This window comes from Pseudovibrio sp. Ad26 (genome assembly GCF_001623285.1).
Classification (GTDB): Bacteria; Pseudomonadota; Alphaproteobacteria; order Rhizobiales; family Stappiaceae; genus Pseudovibrio; species Pseudovibrio ascidiaceicola.
Window position 1 is genome coordinate 1 of record NZ_LMCE01000094.1, and the last position, 13,044, is coordinate 13,044.

The window sequence follows — 13,044 nt, forward strand, 5'->3', positions numbered from 1 at the left end:
CAATCTTTGGTGTTCTGAAAAACGTAAACTAAGTCAGTTATTCCGTAACAGTGGCTTGTTACCAAACCACTCGCGAATAACCGCCGTCCACGTTTCTCTTTCTTCTTCCGTATTCAATTGTCAATGAGCGGAGACTTGCGCCTCAATATCCAGACTTACCTGATCTCTTAAAAACCCCGTAAATCCTTCTGTTTTTGTGCCTCCGAACCGGCGCCTCACTGGCCCGCCCCGGTGGCGTGAAGCGGGTTATAGGGATACCAGACCAACCCGTCAACACGCAAACTCCAAAAAAACAAAACAATCTCACAAAAACTAAAATTCAAACAATTCAACAACTTCATATATCAACCCAAACACTACAAACACCCACCCAAAAACCCCAGAAACAAGCCAATAACAACCAGCCAAAACACCAAAACTTAACAAATCCAAAATTTGCACAGACACTTGGAAAACACACCACTCAATCAAGACCGCCACAAAACACACAAAACCTGGCTAACAAAGAACGCCCCTAAACAACACACCACTCCAAGAGCAACATTCAAATATGGAGAGACACACTGCAACTTGCCAAGAATGAAGTCTAAGGCTCTAGCCTTAAGCCACACTCCCCCTGCTCTTCCATCACTCACAACAGTGCAGAGCAAGCTAAGCTGGCGTTAAAGAAAGAAGCATCAACAATCAGAGGCGCTCATTGAAAGAGGCACTTCATATAGAGAGAACGAAAGGCAGACATTCCTATAAACCAGAGCTGAGAGCTGAGAGCTGAGAGCTGAGAGCTGAGAGCTGAGAGCTGAGAGCTGAGAGCTGAGAGCTGAGAGCTGAGAGCTGAGAGCTGAGAGCTGAGAGCTGAGAGCTGAGAGCTGAGAGCTGAAAAGGCAAAACAACACGCAAAGCACAACAACAAAAGACAACCTGCAGCAGCCTTCAAACACATCAACGCCTATTTGCGAGGCTTTGCGGATTTTTGCGTTCAAATCCCCAATCTTACGTTGCTATGTCAAACAAGCGGACCGAGAGGCTCTTAGTGCTCGCATCCCTGCCCCAAAATGCAGCAAGCACAAACATCATCAGCACCCAGAGCAAACGGCCAAACTCAAACCACCTCAAGCCTTCAAATCAAGCCAACACCAAATATCAGTTCAATCCCGACAACCAAATCACAACCAACAAAGTCTCAAGGAGAACATTACAGGAATAGACCGCGATCAAATCAGGCTTCACTATCCAAACAAACGCCAAACACCCGACTATCGGTAAAACCCGAGTTCTTTGACAATTAAATAGTGAACATCTCGAGCACCCCACACTGCAGCCAACATTGCAAAACCAATACAGACAGCGAGCTCTTACCCGAGCTGGCGGGAGAGGCAGCACGCTGTCTTGAGAAACAGCGCTCCATCAAACGGGTGTCCCGGCCCGATCTTGGGAGAGGTTTCCCAAAACCGCAGGTCATAAGCTTGTCGCATGCCGACCGCGACAAGCTGTAGAATTCGTATCAATGTACAGAAAGCCAGTCTCTAGCTGCGCGTTGCGCCTCAGCAATCTCCATATTGGACATTTCCTGAGATACCTCACGTCTATATCGCACTGCCTGTGTACTGCCTCGCATAGCAGCAAGGTTAAACCACTTATGTGCTTCGATTAGATCGCAAGCGCCGGCCTTTCCCGATGCTGCATCCAGACCACGCCGTAACAGAGACTCTACTTCGCATATGTTTTGCTTCACATGCCGATGAATTACGCCATCAAACTGCAACACAGTCATTAAATCTCTCTCCTAAAACACAGTGAACTCGTGTGGATTTGCTCGTAATTTTTCATGAGTTAAGAGGAAGCCAACGCCTCCCCGAAATCTAATTGACGTCGCGGACTATTAGATTTTGACACTCTAAAAAGGCGGTTAAAAACCATGATTGAAACGAAAAAAGCAGCTTTAAAATCAAAAATTACGCAGTTCTGACACACTGTAAACCAAGGGATATCGCACTGATTGAATTGATGGGTTGTGCGAATCGAAATCAAAGAGAGCTTGTCTAGCCCTCTGATTGATTGCCTTGCACATTCCCAGCTTTACGATAAGGTAAAGCCATTATTAGCAAGCTTCAGTATTTTGGGAGGAACCATGAAAGCACCCTTTTTGAAGTCATCTCTGGCAGCGATACTTTCAATTGGCATGGCCACATCTGCGCTTGCAGCTGATGCAACCGGCACCTGGCTGCGGGCAAATGGAACCGCCAAGATTAAAATCTCCAAATGTGGGGGCAATCTGTGCGGCAACATTGTTTGGTTAAAAAAACCACGTAAGGATACAGAGAACTCGGATCCAAAGCTGCGTGATCGCTCCCTAATTGGCTCAAGAACTATTCTTGGCATGAAGCCTAGCGGAACAAACAGTTGGAAGGGCAAGGTCTACAACGCAGAAGATGGCAAAACATACTCTGGCAAAATGGAGCTGGTCTCCAGCAACAAGTTGAAACTTGAAGGTTGCGTGCTGATCTTTTGTAAGGGCGACACTTGGACCCGTACAAAGTAAATTTACCTTAAACCCAGAGGTAACAAGCCCAAACTGGCCTGTTATGATAGCTAGTCACCTGCTCCTGAGATTGAGCAGGTGACCAAGCAAGCAGGTTGGAATGATCCGTTCTGGTTTCATCTTTGGCTTTATTTTTCTCTCAACTTCATTGGTAACAGTAGCCAAAGCCTCTGACCTGCACGGTTTGTGGCAAACAACCAAAGGTGCAATTATCAGCATCTCCCAATGCGGTTCGACCATGTGTGGGCAGCTCCAATCCTTCAAACCTCCCGACGGGAAACGGCAACAAGATATTCTGGATACCCGCAATCAAGACAGGGCAAAGCGGGGTCGTAAAGTCCTCGGTTTAAGAGTTCTTTGGAATATAAAGGCAGCTGGAGAAAACAAATGGTACGCAGAAGGCTATGATCCCCGCCGTGGATACGAAATCACTATCAATATTGACCTCCTGCCCAGTGGTCTTCTGAAAATGACAGGCTGCAAAAAGATCGTCCTGAACTTTTGTGAAAACGTGATCTGGCAACGCCCTTAAGACTGCAATGATAAAATCACCCCTTCAGCTTGCTCCGTGACTGTCAAAATTTCCCGTGAGCTGCTCATAGAACAAACGCAATAAATTGAGACATATCTCATTGTTTCCTTTCCAGTTCCTTTTCCGCTTTATGTTAGAGACAACAATTCAGGCACTCTGGATATGCACTTCCAAGGCCGAATTAAACTCGAAGATACTCAGGAAGCCGCACAACAATCACTGCAATTTGCTAAGGTTGAAGTGCTAAGAATGAGTCTGCGGTTTTATGACCAGCAACAAAAATCCCGACGATTTGATTCCACCACACAAGTTGGAAGAAGTGTTCAAAATAGCTTTCCAGCTTCTTTTGGAAAAAGGTCGGCAAGCTGCGAGCATCAATGCAGTTGCGAAAGAAGCAAATATACATCCTGATTTATTGCATCAAAGATTTGAGGGGGAACGGGATCTCATCGCACCGGCCATGCGTTGGTATTTCATGCGTTTTAGCCAGCAGGTTAGCTCAAGCTCTGCAATGTACGCTGATATTTACTCCTGCATGTACCTTATGCTGACTGATTTTGCAGAGCTATGCGAGGAACAGAACCGTACTGAAGGCAGCCTTTATTGGTCCACCATTGGAGAGATTGGTAGGCTTGATCCAGAGCTGGGCCAAGAATACCTCGCGTTGCGCCTCCAATGGGCAGCAGAAATCCGGAGACGATTGGTGAAATTTGAAAATGACCTGCAAGCGCCAGAGGATATAGACCATCTGGTAGACTACTTCATGATGGCTTTTGAAGGGATCATCCAAATGGTCAAGTTCGAAACTCCACTGGACCAGATTTTCCCAGCAATCGACATCACCATGGAAGCTCTTTCAACTCGCATGAAAAAGAGCCCAAACCTGCCCGGACTTAAATAATCCAGCAAGAGGGCTCTCATTTTCAAAGGATCAACAGCCGGCTTTCTCTGAGTTTTAAATTCTAAAGTGTAAATATCCAGAACACAGGCTCAGTTGCCAGAGGCAATCGTACCTTTGCCTTGGAGGTGACCAATAAAGGTCTCTTGGATCTGCGGGGCATCCCATTCAAGCGATCCCGGAATTCCCCCAAGCACATCACCATTTTCATCGATAAAGAGCGTGTAAGGCATGGCTGCAACCTGAAACGCGGTTCCAACGGCTTGCATATCAACGGCTTGATAGCTGGTGAAACGCTCCAACTCCAAACGATCCTGAAGGAAACTCTGGATGCGGCCATAAGGAGCATCTTCAAGAGCGACGACAACAAATTGGCCATCCAGGCCTTGAGCCTTCAACTCATCCTCAAACCGTTCCATTGCAGGCAGTTCAACGCGGCAGTTTGGGCACCACGTTGCCCAGAAATGCAAAATAGCAGGGCCTTTAGTAAAAGCATCACGCAGTGTTTTAGTACCTGCTTCGTCTTTCACTTCAAGGCTGTATTTGGGATCTTCAAAAGAAGCTGCTGAGACAGGCGAGGCAAACGCCCAAACAGCCAGAATAAGAGACGTCAGGAAGAATTTATGAGCCCGCATAGTTCCAAGGTCCATTCGCAAGTGATTTCTATTTATCATTCTGCGTGAGCCTAGGTTTGCAAGGCCTCCGGTTCAAATCAACTTAAAGTGCCGTAGGCGTGATGAATACTTAGCACGGCAACAAACAGATATCGAGGGAGACAATCACCGCTACATGCATCTGTCAGGACAAACATATGGAAGCCTGCCGGAAGTATCGATTATGTCGTCAAGTTATGACCCACGTTGATTAAACAGAACGGATTGAGCCTGCTTGTCCTCTGCAATGTTTGAGGTTTCAGCTTCAGCCGTACCCACTTTAAGCCCTCGCACAACTGCAGAGCGAGCCAACAATCGTTCACGCCAGGCTTTTACATGCGGAAACTCTTCCAAATCCATTCCTTGCCGTTCCCAACGATGCGACCAGCCAAATATAGCCATATCCGCAATCGTGTACTCCCCAGCAGCAACGTAAGCCCGATCAGCAAGCCGTTTATTAAGCACTCCATACAACCGATGCGTTTCATTGAAGTAACGGGTCATGGCATATTCAATTTTTTCCGGCGCATAGACACGAAAATGGTGGTTCTGGCCAAGCATGGGGCCAAACCCGCCCATTTGCCACATCAACCATTCTTCCGTTTCAACACGAGCGCGTTCTTTTGATGGATAAAACTGGTTAAATTTCCGCCCCAGATACTGCATGATAGCACCTGACTCAAAAATAGAGATCGGCTCGCCGCCCGGCCCTTCAGGATCAACAATTGCAGGCATCCGGTTGTTTGGCGCTATCTTGAGAAAGTCTGGCTCAAACTGCTCACCGCGTCCTATATTTACCAGCTTCAAGTCATAGGGAACGCCAAGTTCCTCCAACATGATGGAAATTTTCCAACCATTCGGTGTTGGCCAATAATAAAGTTCAATCGGCTTGGTCTGCGATACGGCCATTTGATCACCTGTGAGAAAACAATTGGATTGCGAGGATGGAGGAGCGTTTCATGCGCCCTGTTCGAGGGTACAAGTTATTCCAGAACCCTGCAGCGAGAAAGTTCCGGCTTTTATGCCAGTTAACACTTAGAAAATCAGCTTGAAGCCTTCGTGCGTCGGCACAAATCCATTACTGGCATAGAAGCGATGTGCACCATCGCGTTCTTTGTTTGAGGTCAATTGCACCATACAGCAGCCTTCATCGCGTGCCAACTTGATCGCATGGGCAAGCATCTCCTGACCAACCCCTTGGCCACGCATGTCAGCGCGAGTGTGCATGCTTTCAATTTGACCGCGTGGTTTACCGTTGAAGGCGAGGCCCTTCACGTAGGTTAGCTGAAAAGTTGCAACCGCCTCGCCGGCTTCTGTCTCGCCCACATAAATATCAGTATTAGGGCATTGCTGGATTGCACGAAACGCAGGCTTGTATGTGTCAGTCGCACCGTTTTCCAAATGAATCCGCTGCGAGGATGCACCCCCATTCATCATCTGAACCACAGCTTCAAGGTCTTCGTCTCTGGCAACGCGTATCTTCAGCATCAAAACACCCAATATGAGTTAGCGGCAAATTTCAGAATCGCGGTCAATCTTCGCGACGCCGAATGTGGTTTTACGAAAGTTATCCTTCTTCCACAAATGAGGCCAACTCACATCTATCCGATTTGAATGTAAAGTATCTTCGCGAACAGGTGCTTTGCCGGGTCCAAAACCACCGCTGGTCAACGCTGCCTTCAGACCGCGTTGCGCGCCGTTGTCTCCCATGTCCCAGACAACAAAGCAGTTTTGCCGTTGCTGAGTGCTAGGTTGGAAGCTTTGGATGATATGTCGCGCATCTGGCAGAGTAACCCTCAGGTTTCCGCCAGTGTATTCATCCAGCGAAACGATCGTCGCTTGTTCTGCCTCAGGGAACTGAGCCTTGAGCTGCTTGCCCAGGTCCTCATAGGGCTTCATGTGCCGGCAGTAACCACCACACATCCTTTTGTCCGGGGCGAGAAATCCGGAGATGCGGATGCCCAGCACCACAAGAACCAGCAGGGCCAGCACACTGCTGTAGATCTTCACCGATCTCGGTGAATAGCGCCGCTGGGAAATGAGAGTGAACATCACGATGGGCAGTAAGAGCAGCACCGGGTGCATATGCCGTTCCTTGATGTATTGTGCCCCGCTGACCAACACGCCCACAAACGCCAGCACCAGAGAAACAACCAGTGCTCGTTGAAGCAGTCTACCGACCAGTCGAACGTCAGGATCTGAAGCCTTCGCTCTTTCGCCGCGAAACAGGGCGGGGAAAAACAGCAGCAACACCAGCGGCAAGAACGGCACGGAAAACCCGAGCACACTCACCAGCAATCGCAGCTCACCCGTCACAACGCGGGCAAGTCCGCCCCCCTGCTCTCCCTCGCGCATCACAGTCAACGCGGAACCGACAAGGGCCTGTTCGCCAGTCATGACCCAGTAAAGATAGGGCGAGTACGCTACTGCCGCGATCACACCGGCAACGATCAACATTGGAAGCCGCACTTGCCTGCGCCAATGCCGATCACTGAGTGCTGCCAGAAAAACAGCAGCCGGCACCAGCACGTAAGAGTGCTTGGAAAGCATTCCAAACCCAACTGCGAGCCCCAAACACACAGCCGCAGTCACCGTCTTCTCCCTCAAAAGCCAGAGGAAGCAGTAAACCGTTGCCGCAGAAGCCGCCATCAGCACGGCAGTATGCGTCACCCCCTCATGCAGGTTGAAGCCAATCTGATAGAGCGCCACATAGGAAAATACGGCAAGCGCAGCCAGTTTTGCATTGGCAATCGCCTGCCGGGCAACAGCGTAAAGGAACAGCGCAAAACACAACACCAGTGCGTACTTGAGAACCAGAAAGCTCCAGATCGTCGGCCCGAAGATCTTCTGAACCCCATAAAGCATCCACTCATAAAGCGGAGGTTGCCGCACCTGGTAGCCAAGCTTCAACTCCTGCACAAACACGTTTTCAAACATGTCATCCGTGCTGAGTGTAGGAGAGAAATAACCGCGCAAAACCAGATGCAGAAGCAAGTATCCTGCAATCAGAACAAAGACGCCTGCGGGACGCCACCAAAATCGGGTTGAAACTGTCTCTTCCGGCATCACTGCATCCCCATCAGAGGCTTGGACCGAAAGCTTAAATCGGAGAGACACCAGCAGATATAAGAAGGGCCACATCCCAGCGGTTCAGCTGGTGGATGTGGCCCTCAAAGCACAAATTAGCCGTCTATACCCTGAGATCTGCGGAGTATTTTTCCACATGAGCGAGCAATTGCGCGGCTCCCTCCTGATCAGAGGAAAGCACAAAGCCCAAACGTTCAGCGGCCCGACTGCCCACATTGTAAGAGCTTGCCCAGATGATGAACGGCGCCAGCAACATCGGCAGAGCAACCGGCATCACCCAAAGCCAGAGTGAGGCTTCGCCAATCCAGCTCAGCCCTATAGCCATCGCACCAATCACACTCACCCACCAGACAGATTTGAGGCAGTCCAGCAAAGGCAAGCGGCCCGCATCGCGGTGCGCATTGGTCCAGCCGCTGTCCCGGCCCATCAGGACCTCAAAGACAGAACGGCACTGAAACACCATCAAAACCGGTGCGAACACCGCAGAGCTGATGAGCTCCACAAAACCGCCCAGTATGCCTTTGCGAGAGGTGTTCTCTACGCCCAAAAATACTTCTTTCAAAACAACGAGTGTTTTCGGCAGCACCAGCAAGGCAACCACACCAAAGAGCAAAGCTGCCCCTTCATAAGCCGCACTCATCGGAATGTGGCCAAGAACCGGAAGGTGGTTCTGGAAGGTATAGGCCTGCAGCACAGGAAGATCCAAAGGCGCAAACAAACTTGCCAGAAGAAACGCAGCCCAGACTGGGGAACTCAAGTAAGACATGATACCAAGTAACAGAGAGAACCGGCCCCAGGGCTTCAGAGCACGAGCCCCAACCACGCGGGAATGTTGCAAATTGCCCTGACACCAACGTCGGTCACGCGCGGCATAGCCCAGAATATTCTCAGGTGCAGCCTCATAGGAGCCAGTGATCCGTGGGTCACACTCAACCTGCCAGCCAGCACGCGCCAACAGCACAGATTCAACACTGTCATGGCTCAAAATGTGCCCGCCAAATGCTGCAGTGTCATCCAGTTCCGGCAAGCCACAGCTGGAGGCAAATGCACGTGTACGAATAATCGCATTGTGCCCCCAAAATGGCCCGCATTCACCCTGCATCGCAGCAAGGCCAAAAGCAAAGGACCGGCCAAACATGCCAGAGGCGAACATAATGCTGCGGCCAAAATAGCTTTTCAAACCAACAAGCATCGGCACGGTTTGCAACAGCCCAAGGTTGGGCTCGGCTTCCATGCGTCCAACCATGTGCACCAGTGTGTCGGCACGCATTAGACTGTCAGCATCCAGCACCACCATATAACGATAGGCACCACCACACCGCTGTACAAACTCGGCAACATTGCCTGCTTTGCGGCCATGGTTGTCGGTCCGGCGACGATAAAAGATTTTCTGTTCCAGATAGCGGGCAACCAACTGGCGCACAACTTGCTCTTCCACTGCCGCAATCTCTTCATCACGGCTATCAGAAAGCACATGCCAGTGAAACAAGTGTGTTGCATTGTTGGCACGCAGATCATCCATCATTGCAGCAAGACGAGCCGCCACTTCCGGTGCATCTTCGTGGTAGATCGGCATGAGAATTGCGGTGCCAGCAGCAGGCAAAGATCGTGGATCAGTCTCAAGAGGTTGAACAGAGCGACCATAAAGCAAACCCAGCAGAACGGTTGCTCCGCCCCAGGAAAGCCAGAGGGTGCTGACAAACAGCAGCACAATCCGAACAACCTCATAGATATTAAGATAGTCAGCACTCAAAGCTGCATAAAACAGCCCCGTAAAGCTGAGGGACAACGCCAGACAGAAGACAAAAGCCGCGGCCCGGCGGTGCCCTACCCCGTCGCGAAACGGCTTATCCATGGATTACCGCTCCGAAAAGGTAGAGATGGCTTTTTGCAAGCGCGTCCGTTTGGAAGGAAGCGCAGAGTAGCTGCGCCCAAACCGCAAGCGACGCCAGATCAGAACAAGCCAGCTATCATCTGCAGAAAGATCCTGCACTGGCATGGCAAGCGGTGCAACTGGACCGCTGCTCAAGTCAACTTGTGTCGAAAATAGATTAGATGTCATAGGCCTCATGAGCTCCACCCCCACTGGTAAAGCCATTCTTCGGAAACTGCTTTTTCGCCATCAGTCAGCTGAAGGCGCAACTCAACCGGGACTTCAAGGTCATCGCGGGAAACATCCAGAAACACACGATAAACACCCAGCTCTTCAATGTAGCGAACGTCAGCAAAGTTAACTGTGCCGTTTAAAGCAGCGTTTTCAATAAATGGTTTTGCGCGCACAAGCTGCTCCCCATCCAATCCGCTCTCAGCAAACAACTCAGCATCAAAGTCCACCACAAACTTTCGGGTCAGCGAACTCTCTTCAGAAGCCGAATGCCCAGCTTTGCCAGACCGTGTCTGGACCACAGGCATCAGCATCTGCTCAGTGCGACCAACTTCATCACCCCAATACATCTTGTAGTGGAATGAGAGTTCATCACCCGCTTTCACCGCTTCATTCGGAGACCAGAAGGCAACAACATTGTCGTTGATCTCCTGATCTGTTGGAATTTCTGCAAGCATGACGGCACCAGAACCCCAATCACCTAGAGGCTCAATCCAAAGGCTTGGACGCTTGTCATAGCGCGCTTCAAGGTCCTGATAATTCTCAAGATCTTTGTCACGCTGCATCAGACCAAACCCAGCAGGACTTCTGGCACCAATAAAGGAAAGCTGCAGATTATCCGGGTTGGAAAGTGGCCGCCACGCGGTCTTGCCATTAGCAAAGCGCAGCTTCAGCCCATCACTGTCATGCACTTCTGGTCTGAAATCATCAAACCCGACACGGTCGTTTTCACCGTAAAGATACATGGAAGTCAGTGGTGCAATGCCAAGCCGCTCCACATCACTGCGGAAGAACAAATGTGCAGTCACATCAACTTCTGTTTGCTGGCCTGGCTTAAAGACAAACTGATACGCACCAGTCACACTCGGACTATCAAGTTCAGCCCAAACCGTTACTTTATCAGAGCCATCTACTGGCTTGCCAAGATAAAACGCAGTGAAGTTCGGAAACTCCTCCGGCTTACCGCTGGCCGTATCAATAGCAAGCGCACGTGCGGACAAGCCATAAACATTGCCTGCACCCAAAGCACGGAAATAGCTGGCACCCAGGAAGGCCACCAGTTCATCCATCCGCCCTTCCACATTGAGTGGATTTAGCAAACGGAACCCAGCCACACCGGGAAATGAAACATCGTTCAGCGACGCGGTCAGTTCCGCGTCCTGATAGTCAAAGTCAGCAGCCTCAAACACGAATGGTTGAGCTGCGCCCTCGCTTACCTCATGAATCTTCAGAGGATTTTTAAACAACCAGCCAGGATGGAACGCATGAACCCGAAAGTTCTCAGTGTCCTTCCATTTGCTTCGGTCGCGCTTATAGCCAATTTTCCGATAACCATCGTACTTCAAGTTAGCCAGCGCTTCCGGCAGTTCACCAGTTGGCTCAAGATAGGCGTCTTGCGCCTGTGCCTTCATCTTTGCCACGAGTGCACCAAAGGTGAATGGCATCTGAGATTGAGAGCTTTCGCCTGCAACAGCGACTGAAGAAGAAGCGACTGCCCCAAATCCAACACTGGAGCAAATGACGCTTAATACAGCGATATTGGAAAGAAAACTACTTCGTTGATTAAGCAACGAGACGCCCCCAAGGTTTCAAATACAACAAATTGCAGTGTTCGCATACACTGCGCAACTATAAGTTCTAGCAGAGCTTAGACCCCAGACCAGACAAGTCTCCATAACGCCCGATCACCTGAAGTTTATCGTAGCGTAATAAGGCGGAGATATGGTCGTGGCTAGGCAGAGCGGTGATGATTCACAGCGAAAATTAACCCTGTGAAACGTCTCTAAGCTATTAGGATTACTGAGATATTAGGGGTAGCTCATTCAAGAGACACGTTTTCACCACGCTCTAACCCCAAACCCACCAAAAGCAATCGCCTTTGTTCGTCAACTTCATTACACGCACCCTCAGGACTAATCTGAACCCCGCCGGTGGCGTGCACTCAAAATGAGATGATATCCAGTCAACTTTTCTTGGGGTCAGCGCCTCTCCCTAGTCCCTTTGAAGGGATCAAGCAACAGAACATTTCCAATTCTTATCGGTTTCCCTGATTAGTTTTTAAGTCCCCCGGACATACCCTCCCCCAACTATTGAAGGACGCCCTATGGAAATTGGCATTGGCCTGATTGGCGCAGGGTATATGGGGAAGCTGCACGCCGTCGCCCTCAACGCGGCAGCCGCAGTGTTCAACACCAAACTCCGCGCCAGACTAGAGATGATCTGCACCACCACGGAAGCCGGAGCTCAGGAGAAAGCCGAGCAGTTTGGCTTTGCCAGATACACCAGTGACTGGAGCACATTGGTCAACGACCCACGGGTTGAAGCCATAGTCATCGCCAGCCCACAAACCACCCATCGAAAGATCGCTCTGGAAGCTTTCAAACTGGGAAAGCCCGTGCTCTGTGAAAAACCATTGGGCGCGAGCCTTTCAGATGCAAACGAAATGGCCCATGCTGCCGAGGCGTCCGGGCAAGTCAATCTGGTAGGTTTCAACTACATCCGCACACCAGCAACACAACTGGCTCATCACCTCATCAAAGAAGGCGTCATCGGAGACATCACTTTCTTTCGCGGGGCACATACCGAGGACTTTTTCGCCAACCCCGAAACGCCTGCCACATGGCGCTCCAGTGGAGATGCCAACGGTACCATGGGAGACCTCGCCCCCCACATGATCAACTGCGCCCATGTTCTGGTTGGCCCAATTAGGAGTGTCTGCGCACAAATCGAGACTGTTTTCAAAACACGGCCATCAGAATGCGCACCAAACATCGTCGAGCAAGTCACCAATGATGATGTGGCTCAGTTCATGTGCACTTTTGAAAGCGGCGCAACAGGTCACCTCCTCTTCAGCCGCGTCGCACTGGGCAAGAAGATGGGCATTATCTATGAGATCACCGGCACCAAAGGTGCACTGCGGTTTGATCAGGAGGACCAGAACGCCCTCTGGCTTTACAAAATGGAAGATGGCCCGGAACAATCAGGCTTCAGAAAGATCCTCACCAATCCAACCCATCCTGATTATGCAGCCTTCTGCCACGGCCCCGGCCACGGAACCGGCTATCAGGACCAACTGATCATTGAGGCTCGTGATTTTCTGGAAGCCATCGCAACAGGAACCACAAACTGGCCAACCTTCAAAGACGGTCTCGAAGTCGCAAAAGTCGTCGACGCCGCTCGCCGCTCTCATAAATCAGGAAGCTGGGTTGAGGTGAACTAGCCTCTCCAACA

At 50.4% G+C, this 13,044-nt stretch carries 12 protein-coding genes; 4 read left to right on the plus strand and 8 right to left on the minus strand.

Going from position 1 to position 13,044, the window contains the following annotated elements; all coding sequences use genetic code 11:
• Positions 1 to 1,501: 1,501 nt before the first annotated feature.
• The gene (locus PsAD26_RS19595) at positions 1,502 to 1,771 is read right to left on the minus strand and encodes a hypothetical protein (RefSeq protein WP_063297843.1); all 270 of its coding nucleotides are present in this window, start codon (positions 1,769 to 1,771) and stop codon (positions 1,502 to 1,504) included.
• A 357-nt stretch (positions 1,772 to 2,128) separates the two neighbouring features.
• Between PsAD26_RS19595 and PsAD26_RS19600 the strand changes: the two genes are divergently transcribed.
• From PsAD26_RS19600 to PsAD26_RS19610, 3 genes are all read left to right on the plus strand, one after another.
• A complete protein-coding gene (locus tag PsAD26_RS19600; RefSeq protein WP_063311796.1) occupies positions 2,129 to 2,539 on the plus strand; it encodes a DUF2147 domain-containing protein in 411 nt (136 codons plus the stop codon).
• Positions 2,540 to 2,639: 100 nt separating this feature from the next.
• Positions 2,640 to 3,071: a DUF2147 domain-containing protein gene (locus tag PsAD26_RS19605; protein ID WP_063311797.1), complete on the plus strand. Its 432-nt coding sequence runs from the start codon at positions 2,640 to 2,642 to the stop codon at positions 3,069 to 3,071.
• A 265-nt stretch (positions 3,072 to 3,336) separates the two neighbouring features.
• Complete coding sequence (locus PsAD26_RS19610; protein WP_208985777.1) at positions 3,337 to 3,972, plus strand: TetR/AcrR family transcriptional regulator; 636 nt, start codon at positions 3,337 to 3,339, stop codon at positions 3,970 to 3,972.
• Positions 3,973 to 4,061: 89 nt separating this feature from the next.
• Here the strand turns inward: PsAD26_RS19610 and PsAD26_RS19615 are convergent, their stop codons facing one another.
• The 7 genes from PsAD26_RS19615 to PsAD26_RS19645 all read right to left on the minus strand — a co-directional run bounded on the left by PsAD26_RS19615 (position 4,062) and on the right by PsAD26_RS19645 (position 11,384).
• Complete coding sequence (locus PsAD26_RS19615) at positions 4,062 to 4,604, minus strand: TlpA disulfide reductase family protein (RefSeq protein WP_208985778.1); 543 nt, start codon at positions 4,602 to 4,604, stop codon at positions 4,062 to 4,064.
• A gap of 213 nt (positions 4,605 to 4,817) precedes the next feature.
• The gene (locus PsAD26_RS19620) at positions 4,818 to 5,531 is read right to left on the minus strand and encodes a glutathione S-transferase N-terminal domain-containing protein (RefSeq protein ID WP_063307800.1); all 714 of its coding nucleotides are present in this window, start codon (positions 5,529 to 5,531) and stop codon (positions 4,818 to 4,820) included.
• 126 nt (positions 5,532 to 5,657) lie between these two features.
• The gene (locus PsAD26_RS19625; protein ID WP_063307801.1) at positions 5,658 to 6,110 is read right to left on the minus strand and encodes a GNAT family N-acetyltransferase; all 453 of its coding nucleotides are present in this window, start codon (positions 6,108 to 6,110) and stop codon (positions 5,658 to 5,660) included.
• A gap of 18 nt (positions 6,111 to 6,128) precedes the next feature.
• Positions 6,129 to 7,688 carry a glycosyltransferase family 39 protein gene (locus PsAD26_RS19630; RefSeq protein ID WP_063307829.1) on the minus strand — a complete coding sequence of 520 codons (1,560 nt, stop codon included), beginning with the start codon at positions 7,686 to 7,688 and terminating at the stop codon, positions 6,129 to 6,131.
• A gap of 124 nt (positions 7,689 to 7,812) precedes the next feature.
• On the minus strand, positions 7,813 to 9,564 hold the full coding sequence (mdoH, locus tag PsAD26_RS19635; protein ID WP_063311799.1) for a glucans biosynthesis glucosyltransferase MdoH: 1,752 nt from the start codon (positions 9,562 to 9,564) through the stop codon (positions 7,813 to 7,815).
• A gap of 3 nt (positions 9,565 to 9,567) precedes the next feature.
• Positions 9,568 to 9,771: a hypothetical protein gene (locus PsAD26_RS19640; RefSeq protein ID WP_063311800.1), complete on the minus strand. Its 204-nt coding sequence runs from the start codon at positions 9,769 to 9,771 to the stop codon at positions 9,568 to 9,570.
• A gap of 5 nt (positions 9,772 to 9,776) precedes the next feature.
• On the minus strand, positions 9,777 to 11,384 hold the full coding sequence (locus tag PsAD26_RS19645) for a glucan biosynthesis protein (RefSeq protein WP_063311801.1): 1,608 nt from the start codon (positions 11,382 to 11,384) through the stop codon (positions 9,777 to 9,779).
• Positions 11,385 to 11,917: 533 nt separating this feature from the next.
• Here PsAD26_RS19645 and PsAD26_RS19650 point away from each other — a divergent pair.
• Positions 11,918 to 13,033 (plus strand): Gfo/Idh/MocA family oxidoreductase, encoded by a 1,116-nt coding sequence (locus tag PsAD26_RS19650; protein WP_063311802.1) that lies wholly within the window; start codon positions 11,918 to 11,920, stop codon positions 13,031 to 13,033.
• The last annotated feature ends 11 nt before the right edge of the window (positions 13,034 to 13,044 follow it).